The 25,964-nt window shown below is 56.4% G+C and carries 22 protein-coding genes; 6 read left to right on the top strand and 16 right to left on the bottom strand.

What is annotated here, in order from left to right:
- Positions 1-25 precede the first annotated feature (25 nt).
- Positions 26-2,059 (top strand): methionine--tRNA ligase, encoded by a 2,034-nt coding sequence (metG, locus tag ACTJJI_RS08510; RefSeq protein WP_014832663.1) that lies wholly within the window; start codon positions 26-28, stop codon positions 2,057-2,059.
- A 94-nt stretch (positions 2,060-2,153) separates the two neighbouring features.
- On the opposite strand, the gene ACTJJI_RS08505 is transcribed toward metG, so the two are convergent.
- The 3 genes from ACTJJI_RS08505 to ACTJJI_RS08495 are packed head-to-tail and all read right to left on the bottom strand — an operon-like array spanning position 2,154 to position 5,070.
- Positions 2,154-2,624, bottom strand: a complete 471-nt coding sequence (locus tag ACTJJI_RS08505; RefSeq protein ID WP_014832664.1) for a DUF1456 family protein — start codon at positions 2,622-2,624, stop codon at positions 2,154-2,156.
- A gap of 47 nt (positions 2,625-2,671) precedes the next feature.
- Positions 2,672-3,391: a two-component system response regulator BtsR gene (gene btsR, locus ACTJJI_RS08500; protein WP_014832665.1), complete on the bottom strand. Its 720-nt coding sequence runs from the start codon at positions 3,389-3,391 to the stop codon at positions 2,672-2,674.
- Complete coding sequence (locus tag ACTJJI_RS08495) at positions 3,385-5,070, bottom strand: sensor histidine kinase (RefSeq protein WP_182381273.1); 1,686 nt, start codon at positions 5,068-5,070, stop codon at positions 3,385-3,387. Before ACTJJI_RS08495 ends, btsR begins: the two co-directional genes overlap by 7 nt.
- Before the next feature lie 218 nt (positions 5,071-5,288).
- On the opposite strand from ACTJJI_RS08495, the gene mlrA reads away from it, so the two are divergent.
- On the top strand, positions 5,289-6,029 hold the full coding sequence (mlrA, locus tag ACTJJI_RS08490; RefSeq protein WP_050861298.1) for an HTH-type transcriptional regulator MlrA: 741 nt from the start codon (positions 5,289-5,291) through the stop codon (positions 6,027-6,029).
- Positions 6,030-6,098: 69 nt separating this feature from the next.
- Positions 6,099-6,212: a protein YohO gene (locus ACTJJI_RS08485; protein ID WP_010433613.1), complete on the top strand. Its 114-nt coding sequence runs from the start codon at positions 6,099-6,101 to the stop codon at positions 6,210-6,212.
- Here the strand turns inward: ACTJJI_RS08485 and ACTJJI_RS08480 are convergent.
- The 5 genes from ACTJJI_RS08480 to bglX all read right to left on the bottom strand — a co-directional run bounded on the left by ACTJJI_RS08480 (position 6,187) and on the right by bglX (position 12,382).
- On the bottom strand, positions 6,187-6,924 hold the full coding sequence (locus ACTJJI_RS08480; protein ID WP_014832668.1) for an ABC transporter permease: 738 nt from the start codon (positions 6,922-6,924) through the stop codon (positions 6,187-6,189). The genes ACTJJI_RS08485 and ACTJJI_RS08480 overlap by 26 nt on opposite strands.
- A complete protein-coding gene (locus ACTJJI_RS08475; RefSeq protein ID WP_153907694.1) occupies positions 6,908-7,858 on the bottom strand; it encodes an ABC transporter ATP-binding protein in 951 nt (316 codons plus the stop codon). The genes ACTJJI_RS08480 and ACTJJI_RS08475 overlap by 17 nt, the downstream gene beginning before the upstream one ends.
- On the bottom strand, positions 7,851-9,008 hold the full coding sequence (locus ACTJJI_RS08470; RefSeq protein WP_063426666.1) for an ABC transporter permease: 1,158 nt from the start codon (positions 9,006-9,008) through the stop codon (positions 7,851-7,853). Before ACTJJI_RS08470 ends, ACTJJI_RS08475 begins: the two co-directional genes overlap by 8 nt.
- A gap of 12 nt (positions 9,009-9,020) precedes the next feature.
- The gene (gene osmF / locus ACTJJI_RS08465) at positions 9,021-9,938 is read right to left on the bottom strand and encodes a glycine betaine ABC transporter substrate-binding protein OsmF (RefSeq protein ID WP_014832671.1); all 918 of its coding nucleotides are present in this window, start codon (positions 9,936-9,938) and stop codon (positions 9,021-9,023) included.
- 146 nt (positions 9,939-10,084) lie between these two features.
- Positions 10,085-12,382: a beta-glucosidase BglX gene (gene bglX / locus ACTJJI_RS08460; protein WP_014832672.1), complete on the bottom strand. Its 2,298-nt coding sequence runs from the start codon at positions 12,380-12,382 to the stop codon at positions 10,085-10,087.
- Positions 12,383-12,571: 189 nt separating this feature from the next.
- On the opposite strand from bglX, the gene dld reads away from it, so the two are divergent.
- A complete protein-coding gene (dld, locus tag ACTJJI_RS08455; protein ID WP_440653604.1) occupies positions 12,572-14,320 on the top strand; it encodes a D-lactate dehydrogenase in 1,749 nt (582 codons plus the stop codon).
- 111 nt (positions 14,321-14,431) lie between these two features.
- Positions 14,432-14,986, top strand: a complete 555-nt coding sequence (locus ACTJJI_RS08450; protein WP_014832674.1) for a GNAT family N-acetyltransferase — start codon at positions 14,432-14,434, stop codon at positions 14,984-14,986.
- Between the two features lie 96 nt (positions 14,987-15,082).
- Here the strand turns inward: ACTJJI_RS08450 and pbpG are convergent, their stop codons facing one another.
- Together pbpG and ACTJJI_RS08440 are read right to left on the bottom strand one after the other, a co-directional pair.
- Positions 15,083-16,006, bottom strand: a complete 924-nt coding sequence (gene pbpG / locus ACTJJI_RS08445) for a D-alanyl-D-alanine endopeptidase (protein ID WP_014832675.1) — start codon at positions 16,004-16,006, stop codon at positions 15,083-15,085.
- Positions 16,007-16,173: 167 nt separating this feature from the next.
- Entirely contained in the window at positions 16,174-16,761 is a 588-nt protein-coding gene (locus ACTJJI_RS08440) for a Yip1 family protein (RefSeq protein WP_014832676.1), read from the bottom strand.
- Positions 16,762-16,918: 157 nt separating this feature from the next.
- On the opposite strand from ACTJJI_RS08440, the gene ACTJJI_RS08435 reads away from it, so the two are divergent.
- Positions 16,919-17,491, top strand: a complete 573-nt coding sequence (locus tag ACTJJI_RS08435; RefSeq protein ID WP_014832677.1) for a DedA family protein — start codon at positions 16,919-16,921, stop codon at positions 17,489-17,491.
- 77 nt (positions 17,492-17,568) lie between these two features.
- Here the strand turns inward: ACTJJI_RS08435 and ACTJJI_RS08430 are convergent, their stop codons facing one another.
- The 6 genes from ACTJJI_RS08430 to ACTJJI_RS08405 all read right to left on the bottom strand — a co-directional run bounded on the left by ACTJJI_RS08430 (position 17,569) and on the right by ACTJJI_RS08405 (position 25,873).
- Positions 17,569-18,333: an SDR family oxidoreductase gene (locus ACTJJI_RS08430; RefSeq protein ID WP_014832678.1), complete on the bottom strand. Its 765-nt coding sequence runs from the start codon at positions 18,331-18,333 to the stop codon at positions 17,569-17,571.
- 50 nt (positions 18,334-18,383) lie between these two features.
- Complete coding sequence (mdtQ, locus tag ACTJJI_RS08425) at positions 18,384-19,802, bottom strand: multidrug resistance outer membrane protein MdtQ (RefSeq protein WP_219279450.1); 1,419 nt, start codon at positions 19,800-19,802, stop codon at positions 18,384-18,386.
- Between the two features lie 323 nt (positions 19,803-20,125).
- Positions 20,126-21,523, bottom strand: coding sequence for a glycoside hydrolase family 1 protein (locus ACTJJI_RS08420; protein ID WP_153907699.1), 1,398 nt, complete (start codon positions 21,521-21,523; stop codon positions 20,126-20,128).
- Positions 21,524-21,535: 12 nt separating this feature from the next.
- Positions 21,536-23,389, bottom strand: a complete 1,854-nt coding sequence (bglF, locus tag ACTJJI_RS08415; RefSeq protein ID WP_014832681.1) for a PTS beta-glucoside transporter subunit IIABC — start codon at positions 23,387-23,389, stop codon at positions 21,536-21,538.
- A 137-nt stretch (positions 23,390-23,526) separates the two neighbouring features.
- The gene (gene licT, locus ACTJJI_RS08410; protein WP_014832682.1) at positions 23,527-24,360 is read right to left on the bottom strand and encodes a BglG family transcription antiterminator LicT; all 834 of its coding nucleotides are present in this window, start codon (positions 24,358-24,360) and stop codon (positions 23,527-23,529) included.
- A 166-nt stretch (positions 24,361-24,526) separates the two neighbouring features.
- Positions 24,527-25,873, bottom strand: coding sequence for a carbohydrate porin (locus ACTJJI_RS08405; RefSeq protein WP_440653603.1), 1,347 nt, complete (start codon positions 25,871-25,873; stop codon positions 24,527-24,529).
- Positions 25,874-25,964: the final 91 nt, after the last annotated feature.

Here is a 25,964-nt window from a genome sequence, read left to right as displayed (position 1 = left end):
ACAGTTAAAAGAAGTAATGCCTACTATGACTCAAGTCGCGAAGAAAATTCTGGTAACGTGCGCACTGCCGTACGCCAACGGCTCAATCCACCTCGGCCACATGCTGGAGCATATCCAGGCTGATGTCTGGGTCCGTTACCAGCGAATGCGCGGCCACGAGGTTAACTTCATCTGCGCGGACGATGCCCACGGCACGCCGATCATGCTGAAAGCCCAGCAGCTGGGTGTTTCCCCTGAGCAGATGATTGCCGAAATGAGTCAGGAGCATCAGACCGATTTTGCTGGCTTTGACATCAGCTATGACAACTACCACTCCACGCACAGCGAAGAGAACCGCGAGCTGTCTGAGCTCATCTACACCCGTCTGAAAGAGAATGGTTTTATTAAAAACCGCACTATCTCTCAGCTGTACGATCCGGAAAAAGGCATGTTCCTGCCGGACCGTTTCGTCAAAGGCACCTGCCCGAAATGTAAATCACCGGATCAGTACGGCGATAACTGCGAAGTGTGCGGCGCAACCTACAGCCCGACTGAGCTGATCGACCCGAAATCCGTGGTCTCCGGCGCCACGCCTGTGATGCGTGATTCCGAGCACTTCTTCTTCGATCTGCCCTCCTTTAGCGAGATGCTGCAGGCGTGGACCCGCAGCGGCGCGCTGCAGGAGCAGGTGGCGAACAAAATGCAGGAGTGGTTCGAATCCGGCCTGCAGCAGTGGGACATCTCCCGTGATGCGCCCTACTTCGGTTTCGAAATCCCGAATGCACCGGGCAAATATTTCTACGTCTGGCTGGACGCGCCAATCGGCTACATGGGCTCCTTCAAGAACCTGTGTGACAAGCGTGGCGACACCGTCAGCTTCGACGAGTACTGGAAAAAAGATTCCACCGCCGAGCTGTATCACTTCATCGGTAAAGACATCGTCTATTTCCACAGCCTGTTCTGGCCAGCAATGCTGGAAGGCAGCAACTTCCGCAAGCCGACCAACCTGTTTGTTCACGGCTACGTGACGGTGAACGGCGCGAAGATGTCCAAATCTCGCGGTACGTTCATTAAAGCCAGCACCTGGCTGAACCACTTCGACGCGGACAGCCTGCGTTACTACTACACGGCGAAGCTCTCTTCCCGCATCGACGACATCGACCTGAACCTGGAAGATTTCGTGCAGCGCGTGAACGCGGACATTGTTAACAAGGTGGTTAACCTGGCCTCCCGTAACGCGGGCTTTATCGCCAAGCGTTTTGACGGCGTGATGGCGGCCGAACTGGCTGACCCTGCGCTGTACAAAACCTTCACCGATGCGGCGGCTACCATTGGCGACGCGTGGGAAACCCGCGAGTTCGGTAAAGCGGTGCGTGAAATCATGGCGCTGGCAGACCTGGCTAACCGTTATGTGGACGAGCAGGCGCCGTGGGTGGTCGCGAAGCAGGAAGGCCGCGATGCCGATCTGCAGGCGATCTGCTCCATGGGCATTAACCTGTTCCGCGTGCTGATGACGTATCTGAAACCAGTTCTGCCGCAACTGGCAGCCCGTGCAGAAGCGTTCCTCAATACCGAACTGAGCTGGGATGCCATTCAGCAGCCACTGCTCGGCCACAAGGTCAACACCTTTAAGGCACTCTACAACCGCATTGAGATGAAACAGGTTGAAGCCCTGGTGGAAGCCTCGAAAGAAGAGGTGAAAGCGGCCGCAGCACCGGTGACCGGCCCGCTGGCTGACGATCCGATTCAGGAGACCATCACCTTTGATGATTTTGCCAAAATCGACTTGCGTGTGGCGCTGATTGAGAACGCAGAATTCGTGGAAGGCTCTGACAAGCTGCTGCGCCTGACGCTGGATCTGGGCGGTGAGAAGCGTAACGTCTTCTCCGGCATCCGTTCTGCCTATCCTGATCCGCAGGTACTGATTGGCCGTCAGACCGTCATGGTCGCGAACCTGGCACCGCGTAAAATGCGCTTCGGCATCTCTGAGGGGATGGTGATGGCCGCAGGCCCTGGCGGGAAAGATATCTTCCTGTTAAGCCCTGACGAAGGCGCGAAGCCGGGTCAGCAGGTGAAATAACAAAAAAGCCGGAGATTATCTCCGGCTTTTTTGTTCTCCCTCTCCCACAGGGAGAGGGCCGGGATGAGGGCATCAGGCCGCCCCCATTCCGCAATCACGCCTTCGTGTTATGCACCCGGTGGGTCAACCCGCGCAGGAAATTACGCATAAACTGGTCGCCGCATTCGCGGTAATTTTTATGGCCCGGCGCACGCATCATGGCGGTCACTTCCGGCACGGATACGCGGTATTTTTGCTCGGTCATGATCGCCACAATATCGTCCGTTTTCAGCGAGAACGCGATACGCAACTTTTTCAGCACCGTGTTGTTGTCCACCCGACGCTCCAGCGCCAGTTCAGGTGCAGAATCATCTTTGCCACGCTTATCGTAGATCAGGCCGTTCAGGAAGCCAGACAGGATAATGTCCGGGCAGCGAACAAACCCCTCTTCGTCTTCTTTGGTCATCCAGGTGTCGAAACCGGCAGAGGTGGATTCCATGGCAGACAGCGCAAGAATGCGCACCATGTCGTTGTTGTTTGCTTTCAGGGTGTAGCGCAGGCTACGAAGAATATCATTACTAAGCATGAGTGCCTTTAACTGTCGATGATGCAATGGCGCGCAGTGTACCAGTTTTACAGGCCAATCGCCTCTTTCAAACTTTTCAGGTAACGGCGACTGACGGGCACCGTTTGACCGGCCCGCAGCACCAGCTCGGCCTGGCCGTTATCTTCCAGACGGATTTCTTTCAGATGCGCCATGTTAACCAGATACTGCCGATGGCAGCGGACAAGCGGCGTGCGGCTCTCCAGGGTGCGCAGCGTCAGCTCGGTAAAACCTTCATTGCCCTCGGCGCTGGTGACAAACACCCCGCTCAGGCGACTGCTGACGAAAGCCACATCATCCATCTGCAGCAGGTAAATCCGGCTATGCCCGGTACACGGGATAAACTTCAGCGGCTGCTGGTTTTCCGGCAGCAGCGTGACGTCCTGTACCGTACGCTCCTGGCGTAAACGCGTCAGGGTCTTTTCGAGCCGCTTCTCTTCAATCGGCTTCAGCAGGTAATCGAACGCGTGTTCTTCAAAGGCTTTCACGGCATATTCGTCAAACGCCGTCAGAAACACGATATACGGGCGATGCTCCGGATCAAGCATGCCGACCATCTCCAGCCCGCTGATACGGGGCATCTGGATGTCGAGGAACAGCACGTCCGGGCGCAGTTTATGCACCGCGCCAATGGCCTCAATGGCGTTGGCGCACTCTCCCACAATCTCAATGTCACTCTGCTCCTGCAACAGCACGCGCAGGTTTTCCCGTGCCAACGGTTCATCATCAACTATCAGCACTCTTAACATGCGGTCTCCTCCAGCGGCAATCGTAACGTAATACGGGTAAATCGGTCCGGCTCACAGGCCACGGTAATGCCACATCCATCACCAAAGTGAGCGCGCAGGCGTTTATCCACCAGGCTCATCCCCAGCCCGCCTGACGCGGACGCGACGTAAAGCCCGGCATTGTCTTCAATATTCAGCACCAGATGATGATTAAACCGGCTGGCAGAAATGGTGATCTCCCCATTCCCCAGAAGCTGCGATGTCCCGTGCTTAATGGCATTTTCCACAATCGGCTGCAGGGTAAAGGCCGGAAGATGCTGATACGCCAGTTCATCCGGCACGGATAGCGACACCTGCAGACGTGACTGGAAGCGCGCCTGCTCAATCTGCAAATAGGCGTTTACATGTTCAATCTCATCAGCCAGGGTGACAATTTCAGACGGCCGTTTCAGGTTCTTGCGGAAAAACGTCGACAGGAACTGCACCAGCTGCGCGGCCTGATCGCTGTCGCGGCGGATCACCGCTTTCAGGGTGTTGAGGGCATTAAACAGGAAATGCGGGTTCACCTGAGCGTGCAGGAGCTTAATTTCCGACTGCGTTAACAGGGCTTTTTGCCGTTCATATTGCCCCGCCAGGATTTGCGCGGAGAGCAGCTGCGCAATCCCCTCCCCCAGCGTCCGGTTGATTGAACTGAACAAGCGGTTCCTGGCTTCATAGAGCTTAATGGTCCCCATCACTCGCTGGTTTTCACCCCGCAGCGGGATGACCAGCGTAGAGCCAAGCTTACACTGCGGGTGCAGCGAACAGCGGTAGGGCACCTCGTTTCCGTCGGCATAGACTACCTCACCGGTCTCTATTGCACGAAGCGTATACGCGGACGAAATCGGTCTGCCGGGAAGGTGGTGATCGTCGCCGGTACCGGTAAAGGCCAGCAGCTTTTCACGATCGGTAATCGCAACGGCACCGATGTCCAGCTCCTGATAGAGCACCTGCGCCACCTTCATGCTGTTTTCTTCGTTAAAGCCCTGGCGCAGGATCCCTTCAGTTGAGGCGGCGACCTTCAGTGCTGTCGCAGAGAACGCCGAGGTGTATTTCTCAAACATGGCGCGTTTGTCGAGCAGAATGCGCATAAACAGCGCCGCGCCCACGGTGTTGGTGACCATCATCGGGGCAGCAATACTGTTCACCAGATGCAGTGCGTCCTCAAACGGTCGGGCGATAAGGAGGATGATCGCCATCTGCGCCATTTCGGCCACAAAGGTGATCGCGCCCGCAGTAAGCGGGCTGAAGACTTTATCCGGGCGGCCACGTTTAATCATGTAGCTGTGCACCAGGCCACCGAGCAACCCCTCCACGATGGTGGAGATCATGCAACTGAGCGCCGTCATGCCGCCCATGGAATAACGGTGCAGGCCACCGGTCAGCCCGACGAGTCCGCCGACCACGGGGCCACCGAGCAGCCCCCCCATCACCGCGCCAATCGCGCGGGTGTTGGCGATCGAGTCTTCAATATGGAGGCCAAAGTAGGTCCCCATAATGCAGAAAATGGAGAAGGTTACATAGCAGAGGAGTTTGTGCGGCAGACGGACGGTCACTTGCATCAGCGGGATGAACAGACGCGTTTTACTCATCAACCAGGCGATGACAAGAAACACGCACATCTGCTGAAGCAACAGCAGCACCAGATTAAACTCGTACATACTCAGGAACCGCACCTTCTGAAAACGCGTAACATACACTGAAGGCGCCGAAGTTTCTTTGAAGCAGTCCAAAAAAGCGGTAAATCGTGTCCGCCATCACATCTTTTGCCGAACATAACGCATGCTTCGCATTATTTGTACAAAAAAAGAGCAATTCTTCCTGGTTCGACAAACTGGGTCTACAGTTAAGCTGGGGACGCGTTAGCCAGGGGGCGATTATGGCGCTTTACACGATCGGTGAAGTGGCACTCCTTTGTGACATCAATCCCGTCACGCTACGGGCATGGCAGAGACGGTATGGTTTACTCAAACCGCAGCGAACGGACGGTGGTCACCGTCTTTTCAACGATGCCGATATCGACCGGATCCGCGAGATCAAAAGCTGGATCGACAACGGTGTACAGGTGGGCAAGGTTAAGTCGCTGCTCAGCCATGACGATCCCGACACACAACACCTCTGGCGCGAACAACAGGAAACCCTGCTGCGGCTCCTGCAGGCGGGTAACCTCCAGCGCCTGCGCGCGTGGATAAAAGAGCAAGGCCGCGATTATCCGGCGCAAACGCTAATCAGCCATCTTTTCATCCCGCTTCGTCGACGGCTGCAATGTCAGCACTCCACCCTGCAGGCGCTGCTGAGTATGCTCGACGGCGTTCTTATCAACTACATCGCCGTTTGTCTTGCCTCGGCGAGAAACAAAGGCGGAAAAGACGCGCTGGTTGTCGGCTGGAACGTGCACGACACCACGCGGCTGTGGCTGGAAGCCTGGATCGCCACCCAACAGGGCTGGCGTGTGGATGTTCTGGCGCATTCGCTTGCCCAGCTGCGGCCCGAATTTTTCGACGGCCAGACCCTGCTGGTCTGGTGCGGCGAAGTGCCCTCCGCCTCGCAGCAACAGTTGCTGACGGAATGGCGGGAACACGGTTATCCGGTTTACGCCCTCAGTCCCGACGAGCCGTAACGGCATTTAATGGTTCATTAACAGCTGCGCTTCACCGTATAATTGTTCCGTTAACAACAGGAGCAGATGATGAAGGCAACCAAACTGGCCGTAATTACCCTTTTTGTACTGATGGCCGTCAGCGGTATCGGCGGCGTGATGCTGGCCGGGTACTCATTTATTGTTCGTGGCGGTGTCGGCTGAGGAATTGAGCCAGCCGCTCAAACAGGCGATCGACGACGATGGCCGCCAGCGCGACCAGTACCGCCCCCTGGATTATATAGGCCGTATTAAACCCGCTTAAGCCGATGATGATCGGCGTTCCCAGCGTATTGGCCCCCACCGTAGACGCGATGGTCGCCGTGCCGATGTTAATAATCACCGACGTACGGATCCCCGCGATAATCACCGGTGCCGCAAGCGGCAGTTCAACCTTGCACAGTCGCTGACCGCTGCTCATGCCCATCCCTTCGGCCACGCTCAGTACCGATGCCGGTACCGACGCAATGCCCGCCAGCGTCCCCTGAAGAACAGGCAGCACGCCGTAAAGAATCAGCGCAATGATGGCCGGTTGCTGACCAAACCCGATCACCGGCACCGCAATCGCCAGGACCGCCACCGGCGGAAATGTCTGCCCGATAGCCGCAATTGTCTCCACCAGCGGGCGAAACTCTCTCCCCCAGGGCCGTGTTACCGCAATCCCGGCGCCCACGCCCAGCACCACGGCAATCGCGCTGGAGAGCGCCACCAGCCACAGGTGCGCAAGGGCAAGATTGACAAAACTCTCCTGCTGATAGACCGGTCGCGGCAGGCCGGGAAAGAGTGAGCTGAACAGCGCCGCGCTGTGCGGCATCAGAAACAGCAAGGCAACAAAAAGCCCTGTCAGCCAGAGGAGCGGATCACGCATGACCTTCACGCGTCACCTCCCCGGCCAGCAGATCGCGAAAATGCAGGGTGCCGCACGGTGCGCCTGCGGCATCCGTAACCGGCAAGACCTCGCACTGGCGCGCCACAAAGGCGGATAGCGCGTCCCGCAGGCTCATTTGTTCCTGTAACGGTTCACCGCTTATCGCCACATCCTGTCGACGCATATAATCGCTGACGGTTCGCAGGGAGAGCAGTCTGACGCCCAGTTCGCTGCGGCCAAAAAACTCGCGCACAAAATCGTTCTTCGGATGGGTCAACAGGTCAAGCGGCGTGCCCTGCTGGATCACTTCGCCGTGATCCATCAATACCAGATGGTCGGCCAGCCTCAGCGCCTCATCAATATCGTGCGTCACGAGGACGATCGTCCGGCCAAGGATCCGGTGAATGCGGGTCATCTCGGTCTGCAGCGCCCCGCGTGTGACCGGATCCAGCGCGCCAAAAGGCTCATCCATCAGCAGCACCTGCGGATTGGCCGCCAGCGCGCGCGCCACCCCCACACGCTGCTGTTGCCCGCCCGAAAGCTGATGCGGGTAGCGGTCACGCAGCCCGGGCTCTAACCCCAGCAGCGACATAAGCTCGTCCACTCGTGCGTCAGTCTTTGCCCGCGACCATTTTTCCAGCTGCAGCACGGTGGCAATGTTCTGCGCGACCGACCAGTGGGGAAACAGGCCGATGGACTGGATGGCGTAGCCCATGCGACGACGCAACTCCAGCACCGGCAGGCTGCGGATCTCTTCCCCGGCAAAACGTATTACACCGCTGTCGTGCTCCACCAGGCGGTTGATCATCTTCAGGGTGGTGGATTTCCCCGAACCCGAGGTGCCAATCAGTACCGAAAACGCCCCCTCGGCAAAATTCAGGTTCAGGTGGCTTGCCGCCGGACGACCGGCAAACATTTTACTGACATCGTGAAATTCAATCATTGGCTCTTCTCCCGAGCAACGCGAGCCATAAGGCAAACAGCGCATCGATGACGACCGCCAGTGCAATCGTGGGCACCACGCCCAGTAACACCAGATCCAGCGCGCTACTCAGCAGCCCCTGGAACACCAGCGCACCAAAGCCACCAGCGCCAATCAGCGCGGCGATCACCGCCATCCCGACGGTCTGGACCGCCACCACCCGCAGGCTACGCAGCAGCAGGGGCAAGGCCAGCGGGAGCTGGATCTGCCAGAAGCACTGGCGCCGGCTCATCCCCATTGCATGGGCGCTCTCCAGCACATCCGGCGCGACCTGGCTTAAGCCCGCCACCACGCCGCGGACCAGCGGCAGCAGCGCGTACAGCACCAGGGCAATCAGCGCGGGGGTTAATCCGGTTCCGGCGATACCGAGTGCGGCTAAGGCCGGAAATGACTTCACCAGTCCCGCAAGCGGCGCAATCAGCAGGCCAAACAGAGCCACGGAAGGAATGGTCTGGATCACGTTGAGCACGGCAAAAACCCCGCCCTGGCGGGAAGGATGACGATAACACCACATGCCCAGCGGTACCCCCAGCAGTAACGCCGGGAACAGCGTGCCGAAGAGGATCGTCAGGTGTTGCGCCAGTGCATCATCAAACACCTCCTGACGGTTGGCGTACTCTTTTAACAGCGAGAGATTATTCAGCTCACCGCTGAACAGCAGCAGCAACGGAACACACCAGATCTGGGCATTGAGCACCCAGCGCCAGGCAGACGACGGGATCAGGCGGCGGATCGCATCGCTGCAGGCCAGCAGACACAGCGCCAGCCACAGCCACAGTCCACTGCCCACGGTGGTTCGCGCCAGTGGACTTTCCGCCGAGGTCATGTGCGTGGCGGCAAGCCCGGCACTCCAGAACAAGGTGATGAAGAGGCCTTCACTGAGGAGTAGCGTCAGCCATTGTGCAACCCGCCCACGGCTGAGCGAGAGCACAACCAGTGCACCCAGCGCTACAACCAGCAGCAGCGGCGTAAACGGCCAGACCTGCCAGAGTGCGCGCCCTTCCCCCGACATCAGGCGGTTAGGCGCCACATTGACAAACGGTAGCGCGACCGCCGCCATGGCCACACAGGCCAACAGCAGCAGTACGCGGTTATGACATTTTATTGGCACAGCCCTGTCCTGTTACTTCACAAGCCCTTGTTGTTTCAGGAAGTCGGCGGCCACTTTTTTGGCATCCAGTCCCTCTACGGCAATGCTGGCGTTGAGCTGTTGCAGCGTTTTCTCATCCAGTTTTTCAAAGACCGGTTTGAGCCATTCAGCGATATCCGGGTAGGCTTTCAGCACCGCCTCACGCACCACGGGCGTTGGGGCATAAATAGGCTGAACGCCTTTCGGATCGGTTAAGGTTTGCAGGCCAAGCGCCGCGACCGGGCCGTCCGTACCGTAGGCCATCGCCGCATTGACGCCAGATGTCTGCTGCGCCGCCGCCTTGATGGTCACTGCGGTGTCACCGCCCGCGAGCGAGAGCAACTGTGCCTGGTCGAGCTTGAAGTCGTAGGCTTTTTCGAAAGCAGGCAGCGCGTCCGGACGCTCGATAAACTCCGCGGAGGCCGCAAGCTTAAAGTCGCCCTTCTCTTTCAGGTAGCGGCTGAGATCCGCCAGCGAGGTCAGTTTGCCTTTCTCCGCCACGTCTTTACGCACCGCGATGGTCCAGGTGTTGTTGGCCGGAGCCGGGGTCAGCCAGACCAGCTTGTTCTGTTCTGCATCGAGTTTTTTGACTTTTTCATACCCGGCTTTGGCGTTTTTCCATGCCGGATCGTTTTCATCTTTGAAGAAAAATGCCCCGTTGCCGGTGTATTCCGGGTAAATATCCAGCTCGCCGGAGGTGATGGCCCCGCGTACCACGGGCGTGGTACCCAGCTGAACTTTATTGACGGTTTTCACGCCGTGGCTTTCCAGTACCTGCAAAATGATATTCCCGAGCAGCGCACCCTCGGTATCGATCTTCGAGCCCACTTTTACCGGTTCTGCCGCCTGTAGCGGCAGGCTTAGCGCCGCGAGCAACGCCGCAGAAACCATCATCCCCGTTTTAATCGTCATTCCACTATCCTCATTTTTTTGTCGCCTTTTTCAGAGGCTTGAGAGAAAAGCGTAGCTTAAAACGGCGGATTTACCCGGCAAAATGCCTTTTTAGCATAAGGTAAGACGCATCCCCCGATGAACGGGGGATGCAAAGGAAGGAAAGGTTACAGCAGCTCGAACTCGCCTTTATTGACGCGAGCGGAATCCACACCAATAAACACATTGAACTTGCCCGGTTCCGCATCGTATTTCATCTGCTGGTTCCAGAACTTCAGGGCATCCACGTCGATCGGGAAGCTGATGGTTTTGGTTTCACCAGGTTTCAGGTTGACCTTCTCAAAGCCGCGCAGCTGTTTCACCGGACGGCTCATGGAGGCGGTCACATCCTGAACGTACATCTGAAGCACCGTCGCACCTTCACGTTTGCCGGTGTTCGTCACCTCAACGCTGGCAGTCACTTTACCGTCACGCTTCAGGCTCGGGGCTGACATTTTCACGTCAGAGACCTTAAAGGTGGTATAGCTCAGACCGTAACCAAACGGATACAGCGGACCGTTCGCTTCATCGAAGTAACGGGAGGTGTACTTGTTTGGCTTATCAGCGTTATATGGACGACCTGTATTCAGGTGGCTGTAGTACACCGGGATCTGCCCGACGGAGCGCGGGAAGGACATCGGCAGTTTGCCCGACGGGTTGTAATCACCAAACAACACATCGGCGATGGCGTTCCCCCCTTCCGTACCGGCGAACCAGGTTTCCAGAATGGCGTCAGCCTGCTGATCTTCTTTCACCAGCGCCAGCGGACGGCCGTTCATCAGTACCAGCACCAGCGGCTTGCCAGTGGCTTTCAGGGCGGCGATCAGATCGCGCTGGCTTTGCGGGATCGTGATATCGGTACGGCTGGAGGCTTCGTGTGCCATCCCCTGCGCTTCACCCACCACCGCAACCACCACATCAGACTGTTTCGCGGCGTTTACCGCTTCGTCAATCATCTCTTTTGGCGTGCGCGGATCGACCTTCACCGCCTCTTCATACTGATTGAGGAAAGTCACGATATCTTTATCATCAGTGACGTTCGCCCCTTTGGCATAGATCACCTTCGCGTTTTCACCGACCGCACTCTTAATACCGGTCAGCACCGTCACGGACTGATCGGCCACGCCCGCAGCGGACCAGCTTCCCATCACGTCGCGCTTGCTGTCTGCCAGCGGGCCAACCACCGCAATGGTGCCGGATTTTTTCAGCGGCAGCGTGTCGAGTCGGTTTTTCAGCAGCACCAGGCTTTCACGCGCCACTTCACGGGCCTCTTTACGGTGCAGACGGCTTTCGGCGTTGGTGTCTGCCGGGTCAGACTCTTTCGGGCCCAGGTGGCTGTAAGGATCGTTAAACAGCCCCATGTCATATTTCACGTTCAGCACGTGACGCGTGGCATCGTCCAGCTCCGCCATCGTCACCTTGCCGCTCTTCACCAGCCCCGGCAGGTACTTGCTGTAATACTCGTCGCTCATGCTCATGTTGATACCGGATTTGAGCGCCACGCGCACCGCATCTTCCGGGTCCGACGCCGTGCCGTGTTTGATGAGCTCTTTAATGGCGCCGTGGTCAGAGACGGTGATGCCCTTGAAGCCCCACTGGTCACGCAGCACGTCTTTCAGCAGCCAGGAATCCGACGTGGCTGGCGTGCCGTTGAGCGAGTTCAGGGCGACCATCACCGCGCCGCTACCGGCGTCCAGGCCTGCTTTGTACGGCGGCATATAGTCGTTAAACAGGCGCTGCGGGCTCATGTCGACGGTGTTGTACTCTTTACCACCTTCCACGGCACCATAGGCCGCGAAGTGCTTGACGCTGGTCATGACCGAATAGCGATCCGCAGGGCTTTTACCCTGCATCGCTTCCACCATGGTTTTCCCCATCGTGGCGGTCAAATAAGTATCTTCACCAAAGCCCTCTGACGCGCGGCCCCAGCGCGGATCGCGGGAGACATCAACCATCGGAGCCCAGGTCATGTTCAGGCCGTCGTCGGCGGCTTCATATGCCGAGACGCGCCCGACGGTTTTCACCGCGTCGAGGTTAAAGGAGGAGGCCAGACCGAGGCTGATAGGGAATACGGTACGCTGTCCGTGTACCACGTCATAGGCGAAAAACAGCGGAATTTTCAGGCGGCTAAGTTCCATCACCTGATCCTGCATTTTGCGGATATCCTGACGGGTTACGGTGTTAAAAATCGCCCCCACCTGGCTCTCTTTAATCATCTCGCGGATCGCCTCTTTCGGGTTATCCGGGCCGACGCTGATAAGACGCAGCTGGCCGATCTTCTCATCGACCGTCATTTTCTTGAGCAATTCCGTGACAAACGCGTCCCGTGCTTCAGGCGTAAGCGGGTGATTGCCAAACAGTTCATCTGCCAGCGCAGGTTGCAGTGCCAGGCTGACGGCGACACCTACAGAACATAGCCATTTCATGTCGTTTTACTCTCTCATCAATTTCCGCCGGAAGATCTCGGCCAGGGCGTGCGAAAAGCGCAGTGTGCCACAAACCCTCAGAACGTTGCAGGGTTATTCTCTGATTTTTCTCGCAAATACGCGCCCTCTAAACGGCTAATCGCGCTATGCTTTACAGCGAGAAATTTGCCCCACCACAAGGAGTGGAAGATGTCTTCTGTTCGAACTGCCGATAACACGACTTTTATTCACGAACTGTCGCGCCTGGTTGGTCACTCTCACCTGCTTACCGACCCGGCCAAAACTGCCCGCTACCGTAAGGGCTTTCGTTCCGGACAGGGCGATGCGCTGGCGGTGGTTTTTCCCGGCACGCTGCTGGAGCTGTGGCGCGTCCTGAGCGCCTGCGTCGCCGCCGACAAGATTATTTTAATGCAGGCGGCTAACACCGGCCTGACCGAAGGCTCGACGCCGAACGGCAACGATTACGACCGTGATATCGTCATCATCAGCACCCTGCGTCTCGACAAACTCCACCTGCTGGATAAAGGCGAGCAGGTGCTGGCCTTCCCCGGCACCACGCTCTACTCGCTGGAAAAAGCGCTTAAGCCTCTGGGGCGCGAACCGCATTCGGTGATTGGTTCATCCTGTATTGGCGCCTCCGTCATTGGTGGGATTTGTAATAATTCCGGCGGTTCGCTGGTGCAGCGCGGCCCGGCTTATACCGAAATGTCGCTGTATGCCCGTATTGATGAAAACGGCAAGCTGACGCTGGTGAACCATCTGGGAATCGATCTGGGCGTCACGCCGGAGCAGATCCTGAGTAAGCTCGACGACGATCGCGTGAAAGATGAAGATGTACAGCACGATGGCCGTCATGCCCACGATCACGATTACATCACCCGCGTACGTGATATCAACGCGGATACACCAGCGCGTTACAACGCCGACCCGGATCGCCTGTTCGAATCCTCCGGCTGCGCGGGCAAACTGGCCGTTTTCGCGGTCCGTCTCGACACCTTCCCGGCCGAGAAAAAACAGCAGGTGTTTTACATCGGCACCAATCAGCCTGACGTGCTGACCGAAATCCGTCGTCATATTCTGGGCGAATTCACGCATCTGCCGGTGGCGGGCGAGTATATGCACCGGGATATCTACGACATCGCCGAACGCTACGGCAAAGATACGTTCCTGATGATCGACAAGCTCGGCACCGACAAGATGCCGTTCTTCTTCACCATGAAGGGCCGCACCGATGCGATGCTGGAGAAAGTGCCGCTGTTTAAACCCCACTTCACCGACCGCTTTATGCAGAAGCTGGGTAACGTTTTCCCGGCCCACCTGCCGGAGCGAATGAAAACCTGGCGCGACAAGTATGAACACCACCTGCTGCTGAAAATGGCCGGGGACGGGATCGCCGAAGCGCAGACCTGGCTGAGCGAATTCTTTAAAACCGCCGAGGGGGATTTCTTCGCCTGTACGCCTGAGGAGGGAAGCAAAGCCTTCCTGCACCGTTTTGCCGCTGCGGGTGCCGCCATCCGTTATCAGGCCGTACACTCAGAAGAGGTAGAGGATATTCTGGCGCTGGATATTGCGCTGCGACGCAACGATACCGAGTGGTTTGAACATCTACCGCCGGAAATCGACAGCAAGCTGGTGCATAAGCTCTATTACGGCCACTTTATGTGCTACGTCTTCCATCAGGATTACATCGTTAAAAAAGGGGTCGACGCGCACGCGTTGAAAGAGGAGATGCTCGCCCTTCTTCGCGAACGTGGCGCACAATATCCTGCGGAACACAACGTCGGGCATCTTTACAAAGCCCCCGATACACTTAAGCAGTTTTATCGCGAGAATGACCCTACAAACAGTATGAATCCCGGCATTGGTAAAACAACGCGGAATAAATACTGGAAGGAGAGCGTTAACGCGGAGCAGTCCATAACGCAAGCGTCTGATTAATTCATACAGCCATATTTAAGAGATTGTTAAGCACAGCTCAATCGTACTAGAGTACCTGCACTCGCCGGAGAAACGTTTCTCCGGCAATCTTTGACGAGGAGCAGGCACATCATGTCGGCTGTTGATATCTTATCCGTAACCGAAGTGGAAGTGCGCGATGCCCTTCCCGACGATGTGCATGCCATTTCGGCTATTTACGCATGGCATGTACTTCACGGACGCGCGTCGTTTGAGGAAATTCCCCCCACCGTTGATGAAATGCGTAAGCGTTTGAAAAACGTCACCGATAACGGTTTGCCCTGGCTGGTGGCGCTGTATCGCGGCATTGTGGTGGGCTATTGCTATGCCACCCCCTACCGTCCACGACACGCATATCGCTACACGCTGGAAGAATCTATTTACGTGGATGCCAGCACCACCGGACGCGGTTTTGGCAGCGCATTAATGGGCGCGCTGATTGAACGCTGCGAACAAGGCCCCTGGCGGCAGATGATTGCCGTTGTGGGTGATGGCAATAATAATGCCGGCTCATTGCGACTGCATAAAAAGCACGGTTTTGAAGTCGTGGGTCAGTTGCGTAGCGTGGGTTACAAAAAAGGCGACTGGCGGGATACGGTGATTATGCAGCGCCCGCTCAACGACGGAGACTGGACGCTGCCGGAATAGGCCCAGTGCGGTCTGGTGCCGTCACCCCGGCCCTCTCCCACAGGGAGAGGGAGAAAACAGAAAAAAACGGTAACATAGTTACCGTTTTGCTTTTACCTAATCGTTCTGCGCTGTCGCCATCTGCTCGGCTTTCTGCTTTTTATACGTCAGCGCCGCAGCCGGAACCGGCTGCACTTTCCCTGTTTCAATCCAGGTGCGCAGTCGGCTGGCATCGGCGAAGTGAGTATATTTGCCGAAGGCATCCATCACCACCAGCGCCACCGGTTTACCGTTGAACACGGTACGCATCACCAGACAGTGACCCGCCGCGTTAGTAAAGCCGGTTTTGGTTAACTGAATATTCCAGTTCTCGCGGTACACCAGGTGGTTGGTGTTGCGAAACGGCAGCGTATAGGCCGGATTCGCAAAGGTGGCCATCTCTTCACGCGTGGTACTGAGTTGCCCAATCAGCGGGTACTGTTTACTGGCAATCAGCAGTTTCGTCAGATCGCGCGCCGTGGAGACGTTGTGAATCGACAGACCTGTCGGCTCAACATAATGGGTGTTATTCATACCCAGCGCTTTGGCTTTGGCATTCATCGCGCGAACAAAAGCGTCATAGCCACCCGGATAGTGGTGGGCCAGGCTCGCTGCCGCGCGGTTTTCAGACGACATCAGCGCCAGCAGCAGCATGTTTTTACGGCTGATTTCACTGTTCAGACGCACGCGGGAGTAAACCCCTTTCATCTCCGGCGTGTGGCTGATGTCCACTTTCAGTTTTTCATCCAGCGGCAGATGTGCATCCAGCACCACCATCGCGGTCATTAATTTGGTTATCGAGGCAATCGGGCGCACCAGATCCGGATGGCTGGCGTAGATCACCTTATTGGTGTTGAGATCAACAATCATCGCGCTGCCGGAAGCGATTTGCGGTTGGGCAGCAGCGGTGGTCACGGCGGGCGTTTTGGCGAGAGCTGGCACGCCAGCAGACGCCCCCAGCAACAGTGCCAGGCTAAGTAAAGAAACTCGGAATTTCAGCATGGTGAGACTTCTGATAATTATTCACGCACGTTATGACGTACACCGCCTGTGTCGACGGAGAAACACAGGCTGGCTCCGGCATCATAGCGGTCACCGTGCATTGTCGCCAGCGGATAATCGTGAACAGATGCTGCATTGCTGGCATTTACGCCAGCAATGCAGTGAACTCAGAAGAGACGGTATCCATAACCCCAAAGAATCACCGTCAGCGCCAGTAACGCCTCCAGCACCAGCACGCCGATGGCGAGCGTTGAACTGGAGAAGCTCAGGCCCTCTTCTTTATTGATATTCAGGAAGGTGGGTACGCCCAGATACAGCAGATAACCCGTGTAAAAGAGCGCAATAGTACCGATCAGCGCGCACAACCAGACCAGTGGATAGAGCGCAACAATACCGCTTAAGAACAGCGGGGTCGCGACATATCCGGCAAAAACCATACAGTGTGCCAGCGAAGGACGTTGCGGATAGTTACGCGCCATCCAGTGAATGACACGTCCCATGATGGCGACACCCGCCAGCATCAGACCATAAAAGAGAATGGCCAGATAAAGCCCGGTAAACCAGGAAAGCTGAACCACGGTACCATCACCAAAGTTCCAGCCGATTTGTGTTGTACCGATAAACGCGCATATCACCGGCACCGCTGCCATCAGCAGCACGTGGTGCGTGTAATGATGCGAGACCGTTTCGTTCTCACTTTTGATGACATGCATTTCACGATCGGGATGGGAAAAAAGTCCCCAGACATGGTTCATAGCGCCCCCTTGTTGTCGGCCCGTCATCGATATCTTAAGTATAATGCAGGCTTTAGATTATTTTATGTACAGTGGGAAATTTCCGTTGATTGCCCCGCGGTTGAGACAAGGGGTATATGATTAAGCGAGGCATGCTGAGGGAGATGATGTTTACGTAATGGATATCAACGGACTTATTGAACAATACGGATACGCAGCGCTGGTTGTCGGGAGCGTGGCGGAAGGTGAAACCATCACGCTGTTAGGCGGCGTCGCCGCGCATCAGGGATTACTCAAATTCCCGCTGGTCGTCGCCGCGGTTGCCCTGGGCGGGATGATTGGCGATCAGCTGCTCTACTTTCTGGGGATGCGCTTTGGGCCGACGCTGCTTAAGCGTTTCGCTAAACACAAAAAGAAGATTAACCGGGCGCAACGGCTCATTCAGCGTCATCCTTACCTGTTTGTTATTGGCACCCGTTTTATGTATGGCTTTCGGATCATCGGGCCGATATTGATTGGCGCCAGCCGCCTGCCGCCGAAAATTTTCCTGCCGCTGAACGTGATTGGTGCATTCGCCTGGGCGCTGATTTTTACCACGCTCGGTTACGTGGGTGGAGAAGTGATAGGTCCGTGGCTGCATAACCTTGACCAGCATCTGAAGCACTGGGCGTGGCTGATACTGGTGGTTGTGGCAGTGATTGGGGTCAGGCTGTGGATGCGGCACAGAGAGAAGAAGCAGGATGAGGAGTGAGTGCGGCCTGCTGCCCTCACCCTCTCCCACAGGGAGAGGGAACTTAAAACACCCTCTCCCACGGGGTGAGGGGGAAGCTAACCCGCCGGTTTAAACTGCGGATTCGCCAGCATAAACCCACCATCGACGATAAACGACTGGCCGGTGGTGTAGCTGGCGTCGCTGTCGCATAACCACGCCACCAGACTGGCGATCTCTTTGGTGTACCCCGGTCTGGCGAGCGGGATCGCTGGCATCGAGCCTTCCTTCACTTCACTCTCGTCCATATCATTCATCGGGGTGGCAATCGCCCCCGGCGCGACAGCATTCACCAGAATGTTGTGTTGCACCAGCTCAAGCGCCATGGATTTGGTTAATCCCCCCAGGGCGTGTTTTGCGGCGGTATAGGCGCTGGCCTCCGGCAGCGGCGTGTGTTCATGCACCGAGGTGATATTCACAATTCGCCCCCCTTCCCCTTGCTTCACCATGGTACGCGCGGCTATTTGCGAACAGAGAAACGCGCCGTCCACATCGACAGTAAAGATGTTCCGCCACTCATCAAACGGCATATCCAGGAAGGGCGCTTTGGTCATCGCGCCGGCGTTGTTAACCAGCACGTCCAGGCGACCAAAACGGGCGATTAACGTTTCAATCGCCTGCGCCCCCTGCGGCAGGGTGCTTAAATCAAGCTGGATAGCTTCAGCCCGCCGTCCCTGCGCCTCTACTTCGCGGCAGGTCTCCCGCGCCCCTTGTTCATCAGAATGCCAGGTGACACCAATATCAAACCCACGTTCAGCCAGCATCAGGGCCGTGGTTTTACCAATCCCGGAGTCCGATGCGGTAACAATCGCTACTTTGGTCATACTCACCTCCTGAAAAACTGCAAAGAGGTAAGTATAGATAATCTCCTTTTTTAGCCATGATGATAACCACCGCCGAGCGCGGACGTCAGTTGCAGCGTGGCGTCAATGTACTCGCCCTGCAGCAGCAGACCGGCGAGATGTTCTTTCAGCGCGGGGATTTTGGCTTCACTGACGCGGGATCCGGCAATAATCCCGGCGCTAAAACGCGCCTGCGCCAGCGCCACCACACGCGCGGCATCTTTTTCCACCTGCTGCTGATGCTGATTTTTCGCCGTCAGCATTTCCACTTCGCTGGCCGTACGTGCCACCTGGTTCACGGCATCCACCACCGCCTTGTTGTAATTCGCCACCGAGAGATTGTTCTGCGCCTGGGCGATATCCAGTTGTGCATTCAGCCTGCCGCTGTCAAAAATGGGCAAGGTCAGCCCGGCGGTCACGCCCATTTGCTGGGCTGAAGAACGGAACAGATCGCTCAGGTGCAGGGCATCCTGCTGTAAAAACGCCATCAGATTCACATCAGGATAAAACGCTGCTCTGGCGGCATCGACCTCGCTCATGGACGCTTCGATATACCAGTGGGCCTCCTGCAGATCCGGCCGTCGGGCCAGCAGTTCATACCCCAGCGTCGACGGTAACGAAGCCTCAACCGTCGGTAAGGCATGCCGTGTGAGCGCCAGCGCGGAGGTATTAGTCAACGCGTTCAGACGCGCCTCAACGGCTTTCATTTTGCCGTGAACCTCGGCGATTTGCTCTTCGGTTTTGCTGGCGTTGATATCGGTTTCGACACCTTCCACAGAGGAGGTGATGCCGTGCTGATACAGCTCGCGATCGGCACCAATGATATTGTCCTGTTCGGATTTTATCTGCATGAGGATATCCCCTGCGGCGGCCTGTGTTTGCCAGTCCCAGTAGAGCCGCGCCACGCTGCTGGCAAGCAGTTGACGGGTCTGCTCAAGCTCCGCTTTTTGCGCATTCACTTTGCCTATCCGGGCCTCCACCCGGGCGCGATTTTTGCCCCACAAATCAAGATCCCAGCCCGCAGTCAGGCCGAATGTACCGTTGGTATACCAGGGGCCGGTGGTTCCCGCCGCCGGATCGGTAAGAGCAAAAGGCCCCATCAGCCCTTCGGCGGACATTTTCTGACGTTCGGCGTCAGCCGAAAAATCCATTTGCGGGCCGTCGGCTGCCAGGGTGGCTTTAGCCTGGGCTTCAGCAAGGGTAATACGCTGACGGGCAATCTGCATATCCGGTGCATCGTCCAGTGCTTTGGCAATCAGTCTGTTTAGCTGGGGATCGTTATACGCCTTCCACCATTCATTTTTCGGCCAGTCCTGATGACGCAGAACCGTATTAACCGACGCCGTGATCGGCCGGGTAGTGAGGGGGGATACCGTGGCATGTTGCGGCGCACAGCCGGCCAGACAAAATGCAAAAGAAGCACTCAGAGATAAAATAAGAAAAGGTTTCATTACGCCATTCACGCAAAAAAATAAAGGCGCAAATTACGCTTGATGCTGTTTGTTTTTTTAGTAATGCGTGGCAATGTGCAAATTGTCATACACTTTTATATTCAGAAAATTATACATCACAGGAATGAATTAAATCAGTGAATTCATCTTAATGATAAATTGCCTGCTACACTTACTGTTGACATACAGACGCAGGAGACGCGAATGAAAATATTACTGTGGGTAATTTTAATTATATTTCTGATAGGACTGTTGGTCGTCACCGGTGTATTCAAGATGATTTTCTGATTCCTTTGCCCGGCATACCGCCGGGCAAATTCCCTTTATTCCGCTTTTAACGATGCGCCTTTTGTTGCAATTACCTCTTTATACCAATAGAAGCTTTTCTTACGACTGCGGGCCAGCGTGCCATTTCCGCTGTCATCGCGATCGACGTAAATAAAGCCATAGCGCTTGGAGAGTTCAGCTTTAGACGCACTCACCAGGTCGATTGGCCCCCAGCTGGTATATCCCATTACCTCAACCCCATCCTCAATGGCTTCGCGCACCTGTACCAGATGGTCGTTAAGGTAGCGGATGCGATAATCATCCTGCACCACACCGTCAGCGTCCGGTTTATCCTTTGCTCCCAGACCATTTTCCACAATAAACAACGGCTTCTGATAACGGTCCCAGAGCACATTCAACAGGGTGCGCAGACCGACAGGGTCAATTTGCCAGCCCCATTCGGAACTTGCCAGATGCGGGTTTGGCACCATGCTCAGGATGTTGCCACGCGCCTGCTGGTTGAGGGCTTCATCCGCGGTGACGCAGCCCGTCATGTAATAGCTGAAGGAGATAAAATCGACGGTGGATTTCAGCGCCTCGCGGTCGGCATCCGTGACCTCAAGCTGAATCCCGTTGTCGCGGAAGAAGCGCTGCATATACCCCGGGTAGGCGCCACGGCACTGTACGTCGCCAAAGAACTGCCAGGTGCGGTTTTCCTGCAGCGTTTCCAGTACATCTTCCGGCTTACAGGTCAGCGGATACATCAGTCCGCCCAGCAGCATGTTGCCAATTCTGGCGTCAGGCACGATCTCGTGACAGGCTTTTACCGCCAGCGCGCTGGCCACCAGCTGATGGTGGATCGCCTGATACACCTCCCCTTTGCTGCTGGTTTCCGGCAGACCGACGCCCGTCATCGGGGCGTGCAGAGACATATTGATCTCATTGAAGGTCAGCCACAGCTTCACCTTCTCTTTGTAGCGCGCAAAGACGGTACGGGCATAGCGCTCAAAGAATCCAATAGTCTGGCGGCTGCCCCACCCGCCGTACTGCTTCACCAGCCCCCACGGCATTTCGTAGTGTGAGAGCGTCACCAGCGGCGTAATGTTGTGCGCAGCCAGCTCGTCAAACAATCTGTCGTAAAACGCCAGTCCCGCTTCGTTAGGCTGAAGTTCGTCGCCGTTGGGAAAAATACGCGTCCAGGCAATGGAGACGCGCAGGCAGCTAAAGCCCATCTCCGCGAACAAGCTGATGTCTTCCGGATAGCGATGATAGAAGTCGATGGCGATATCCTTGATGCCGCTGTCACCCGCCACGCGCTCAACTACCGGGCCGAAGACCCCCTGCGGCTGAACGTCTGAGGTGGACAGCCCTTTTCCATCCTCCAGATACGCGCCTTCTACCTGATTCGCGGCAACCGCGCCGCCCCATAAAAAATCGTCCGGGAAAGTTTTCATCACGTTCTCCTGTTATTGTTTGCTGACGCTGAGTAACGGCGCACCCGCATTGACGGACGTCGCCGCCACGGTCACCACGTCACGATACTCATCGCTGTTACTGATAATAATCGGGGTCGCCAGGTCATATCCGGCATCAATAATCGCCTGACGATCAAACTCCAGCAGCAGGTCGCCAGGCTGAACCCTGTCGCCCACCTTCACATGGGCAGTAAACGGCCTGCCGTCGAGCTTCACGGTGTCGATACCCACATGGATCAACACTTCAATCCCGCTGTCGCTGAGCAAGCCGATGGCGTGTTTGGTCTGGAACAAAGAGGCCACCACACCGGCAAACGGGGCAACCACTTTGTTATCAGATGGAATAATGGCGGCACCGCTGCCCAGCAGGCCGCTGGCAAACGTGGTATCCGGCACCTGGTCAAGCGCCAGAACGGTACCGGTCATGGGGGATAAGACATCGTTTTCCCCGGCAGAAAGCGCAACCTCCGGCGTGGCACGCCCGGGCATTCCGGCCACCAGGGTCAGGCCGCAGCTCAGCACCAGCGCCACTACGGTACCGATGACACCGCCCCACAGCGTGGCGTTTACGCCCCCAGGCGGGATCATCTGTGCAATGGTAAAGATATTGGCGAAGCCAAAGGAGTAAACGTGGGTATCGCTGAAGCCGACAATCGCGCCGCCGATAGCCCCCGCCACGCAGCCAAAGATAAACGGACGGCGCAGAGGCAGGTTCACGCCATAAACCGCCGGTTCGGTGATACCAAAAATGCCTGCCGTCACCGATGAACCTGCCAGCATTTTCTGGCGGGCATCGCGGGTTCGCAGGAAGATCCCCAGCGCCGCCCCGACTTGCCCGAACACGGCGGGCAGCAGCATCGGCAGCATGGAGTCATGTCCCAGCACAGCCAGGTTGTTAATCATCAGCGGTACCAGCCCCCAGTGCAGACCAAAAATAACGCAGACCTGCCACAGCGCGCCCATCGCCGCCCCCGCCAGCCACGGCGCCAGAACGTAAATGCTTTGATAGCCGTTCGCCAGCATCTGGCTCAGCCAGGTCGCCAGCGGTCCAATGATGAGGAAAGTCAGCGGTACGGTCACGCCCAGACAGATCAGCGGCGCGAAGAAGTTTTTCATCGAGGAAGGCAGCAGCCTGGTGCTCTGTTTTTCCAGCCAGCAGCTGACCCACGAGGCGAGGATGATCGGGATCACCGACGCGCTGTAGTTGAACCAGGTGACAGGGATGCCGAGAAAGGCTTCCGCTACCGCACCAGGCTGCTGGCTGGCGTTAAACGCCGCAATCATCACCGGATGAGTGAGCGCCCCGCCAATCACCATGGTAATAAACGGATTGCCGCCGAATTTTTTCCCGGCGGTATAGCCCAGCACCAGCGGGAAGAAGAAGAACAGCGCGTCGCTTGCGGCAAACCAGATTTTATAGGTACCGCTCTCAGTGCTAAGCCAGCCGCACACCACCGCCAGCGCCAGCAGCCCTTTCAGAATACCGGACGCGGCAAGAATGCCGATAAACGGGGTAAAGATCCCGGAGACGATGTCGATCAGACGACCCAGCAGATTCCCCTTTTCCCCCTTGTCTTCCACAACAGGCGCGTCATCAGTCAGTCCTGCTTCGCTCCGCACCGCCTGCCAGACATCATGAACGTGGTTACCAATCACCACCTGAAACTGGCCGCCGCTTTCCACCACCATGATCACGCCCGGGTTTTTCTTGAGCCCTTCCGCATCTGCCCGTTGATTCTCTTTGAGCCTGAAGCGAAGCCGGGTGGCACAGTGGACAAGACTGATTATGTTCTCTTTTCCGCCAACGTGGCCGAGAATATCCTTCGCCAGAGCCTGGTATTCCATCTCGATTTCCTTACATCCGATGCCCGCAGGCATCTGTTGACTGAGTTCAAAAAATAAAAAAACCCGAGAACGGCCTCCTTACGAAGTCCGCGCTCAGGTTTTGCCTGCGTTATGCAGTAACAATCCCGTGTTGAGGCTTAACGCCCCTCTTTTCTCACTCGCTCGATATGAATAGCGAGGAACATAATTTCTTCGGTTGTCAGATCGCGCTGGTAGCTTTTATTCAGATGCTGCGCGATTTTCTCGGCGCATTTCCAGGCTTTCGCATAGTTGTCCTTTACCGCCGAATGCAGCGTGACATCATCATCTTCCACCACCGTGCGGGTAAGCATCCGCTGGGCAAAAAACTTCAGGTGGGTGACAAAACGCTGATAGCTGAGCGACTCTTCGTCATACTCAAGCTGCAGCTGATACTTCACCAGTTGCAGGATCTCCTGCATCACCCGCGTCACGTGCATCACGTCCGGCATTTCGCTGTTCAACTGCGCGGTCACCAGATGCAGTGCGATAAACCCCGCCTCATCCTCCTCCAGTTCGACGTTCAGGCGTCTGGCGATAATGGCCCGCGCCTCCTGCCCTAATTCGAACTCCTTCGGATATAACCGCTTGATATCCCACAGCAGCACGTTTTTGATGGCCAGCCCTTTTTTCTGGCGTTCAATCGCAAAGTAGCAGTGGTCCGTGAGTGTGATATACAAGCTGTCCTGCAGTTTTCCCAGCCGCTGTGCCGCCAGCCCAATAATCCGGTCACAGGTGGTCATCACTTCCAGCGGGATCTGGCTCAGCAACTCTCCAAGCCGACGCACCAACTCATCACTTTGCAGCGCAAACACCTTTTCAATCAACGCGGTATCCAGGTCATCACCGACGCGCTTCTGGAAAGCCAGCCCGCGCCCCATCACCACCTGTTCACCTCCGCGTTCATCCTGAACAACCACCACATTGTTATTAAGTATTTTGGCGATTTTCATCGGAACCCCAGAAACAAAAAAACCTGACCTCCGGCAGATGCCAGAAAATCAGGTTTTGCCTGCCTAAGCAGTAACAATCCAGTTCTGGCACTGTAACAGTTTCATTCGTAGCCTCAATGGGTCACGCGTCAGAAACGTGATGCGGATCGAACTTGCACCGGTGATATCAGAAGGTCACCACCGTTTTCAGCTCCGTGACCCAGGCATCCTGGGTGCGGCTGACCCCGCCGGGATGGTGCCAGTACTGAATGCCCGGCTGTAGCTCAAGCCATGGCACTGGACGAAAACGGTAGTAAAACTCGCCGTTCAGGGAATGGCCCGGCACCGGGTGCCAGGCCGGATCGTTATAGCCGGAAACGCCGCTCAGGCTGTTCAGGTAACGCTGGTTGCGCGCGTACTGGCTGCTCATATCAATCCAGGTTACGCCAAAGCCAATCCAGTCTTCCGGGCGTGCATCAAACAACCCGCGATAGCGCAGCGAGGCGGCGTAAACCTGATGCATGTAATTCGTACGCTGATCGGCAAGGCTCATGCTGAAAGAGGTGCTTAAGCCGCGATTCGGATCGTCCTGATGCTGCGTAAGCTGCTGGTTGAGGCCGGCGTACATAAACCAGGTCCGGTTGTGTTGCGCAAATCCCGCCGGGTCCGTCGCGCCTGCCCCTCCGGATTTACCGCGATAGAGATCGGTTTGCGGCGCGTTGGTAAACACCACCCCCAGGTTATACGCACCCGGCAGACCATTAATCAGCGGACGCGCTTCGATTTCAACCGGCAGCAAGACGCCTTTGCTGCCCTTTGTCGACCAGCTCCAGGCGTGGCTACGGCTGGAGGCCTGCGGATTTTGCTCCATCACGCCGCCTTTCAGGGTAAGTGTCGGCGTGAATTTATACTCAAGCGTCGTGCCCCAGGTGTGTACGTTCCAGTTGTTCCAGGTTAATGAGTTGGCTGACTTGCCGCCGCACTGCGACAGCAGCTGGAAGTCACAGGGGATGATTTGATCGAAGGTCTGCACCTTGTTCATCATCCCAATGCGCCACGTCAGACGTCGGTCGTCAAAGCTGCGGGCAAAGGTCAGCCAGCCCAGACGGGTAATCGACTGCCCGCCCCAGCTTTCCTGCGTCAGATCGTTAAAATTAATGCGCGGATCCTGAACGCGTCTGGTGGTGAGATCGTCATTGTGGTTGCGGTTGACGATATTCCCTTCAATACGCGCATCGGGAATGCCGGTCCAGCGCGCCAGATCCTGATTAAAGGTCAGCGCAAACTGATCGATATACGCCACGTGGGAGTCATGGTTATAGCCACCACCACCGTTCCAGCCGATTTCGTTTAAATAACCAAGATTGTACGTAAAGCCGTTATCGTTGAGGATCTTCCGCACGCCGAGCATCTCACCGAGAACAGGAGCCGGTGGCGCCTCAAAACCTAATACCGTTCCGTTCCAGTCTTGCGCCATGGACAGCGGGGATAACGTCAATAAGGCGAATGCGTAGAATTTATTTTTATTTACCATAATAGCAGCCCGTGATTGAGTATTTAGTGCGTAACCAGCCGCAGGAAAATTTTCTATTTCCTGTCGATATTTAATTTTTTAAAATCAGTGA

The sequence above is a fragment of the Enterobacter sp. 22466 genome, assembly GCF_052044775.1.
Taxonomy (GTDB): Bacteria; Pseudomonadota; Gammaproteobacteria; order Enterobacterales; family Enterobacteriaceae; genus Enterobacter; species Enterobacter dissolvens.
Note: the sequence above shows the minus strand (reverse complement) of the source record. Positions and strands in the feature narration are given on the sequence as shown.

Excerpts from the sequence above, each read along its gene's own strand:
- metG (WP_014832663.1), top strand. The coding sequence starts at position 26 with ATGACTCAAGTCGCGAAGAAAATTCTGGTAACGTGCGCACTGCCGTAC.
- ACTJJI_RS08505 (WP_014832664.1), bottom strand. The coding sequence starts at position 2,624 with ATGCTTAGTAATGATATTCTTCGTAGCCTGCGCTACACCCTGAAAGCA.
- btsR (WP_014832665.1), bottom strand. The coding sequence starts at position 3,391 with ATGTTAAGAGTGCTGATAGTTGATGATGAACCGTTGGCACGGGAAAAC.
- ACTJJI_RS08495 (WP_182381273.1), bottom strand. The coding sequence starts at position 5,070 with ATGTACGAGTTTAATCTGGTGCTGCTGTTGCTTCAGCAGATGTGCGTG.
- mlrA (WP_050861298.1), top strand. The coding sequence starts at position 5,289 with ATGGCGCTTTACACGATCGGTGAAGTGGCACTCCTTTGTGACATCAAT.
- ACTJJI_RS08485 (WP_010433613.1), top strand. The coding sequence starts at position 6,099 with ATGAAGGCAACCAAACTGGCCGTAATTACCCTTTTTGTACTGATGGCC.
- ACTJJI_RS08475 (WP_153907694.1), bottom strand. The coding sequence starts at position 7,858 with ATGATTGAATTTCACGATGTCAGTAAAATGTTTGCCGGTCGTCCGGCG.
- osmF (WP_014832671.1), bottom strand. The coding sequence starts at position 9,938 with ATGACGATTAAAACGGGGATGATGGTTTCTGCGGCGTTGCTCGCGGCG.
- bglX (WP_014832672.1), bottom strand. The coding sequence starts at position 12,382 with ATGAAATGGCTATGTTCTGTAGGTGTCGCCGTCAGCCTGGCACTGCAA.
- dld (WP_440653604.1), top strand. The coding sequence starts at position 12,572 with ATGTCTTCTGTTCGAACTGCCGATAACACGACTTTTATTCACGAACTG.
- ACTJJI_RS08450 (WP_014832674.1), top strand. The coding sequence starts at position 14,432 with ATGTCGGCTGTTGATATCTTATCCGTAACCGAAGTGGAAGTGCGCGAT.
- pbpG (WP_014832675.1), bottom strand. The coding sequence starts at position 16,006 with ATGCTGAAATTCCGAGTTTCTTTACTTAGCCTGGCACTGTTGCTGGGG.
- ACTJJI_RS08440 (WP_014832676.1), bottom strand. The coding sequence starts at position 16,761 with ATGAACCATGTCTGGGGACTTTTTTCCCATCCCGATCGTGAAATGCAT.
- ACTJJI_RS08435 (WP_014832677.1), top strand. The coding sequence starts at position 16,919 with ATGGATATCAACGGACTTATTGAACAATACGGATACGCAGCGCTGGTT.
- ACTJJI_RS08430 (WP_014832678.1), bottom strand. The coding sequence starts at position 18,333 with ATGACCAAAGTAGCGATTGTTACCGCATCGGACTCCGGGATTGGTAAA.
- mdtQ (WP_219279450.1), bottom strand. The coding sequence starts at position 19,802 with ATGAAACCTTTTCTTATTTTATCTCTGAGTGCTTCTTTTGCATTTTGT.
- ACTJJI_RS08420 (WP_153907699.1), bottom strand. The coding sequence starts at position 21,523 with ATGAAAACTTTCCCGGACGATTTTTTATGGGGCGGCGCGGTTGCCGCG.
- bglF (WP_014832681.1), bottom strand. The coding sequence starts at position 23,389 with ATGGAATACCAGGCTCTGGCGAAGGATATTCTCGGCCACGTTGGCGGA.
- licT (WP_014832682.1), bottom strand. The coding sequence starts at position 24,360 with ATGAAAATCGCCAAAATACTTAATAACAATGTGGTGGTTGTTCAGGAT.
- ACTJJI_RS08405 (WP_440653603.1), bottom strand. The coding sequence starts at position 25,873 with ATGGTAAATAAAAATAAATTCTACGCATTCGCCTTATTGACGTTATCC.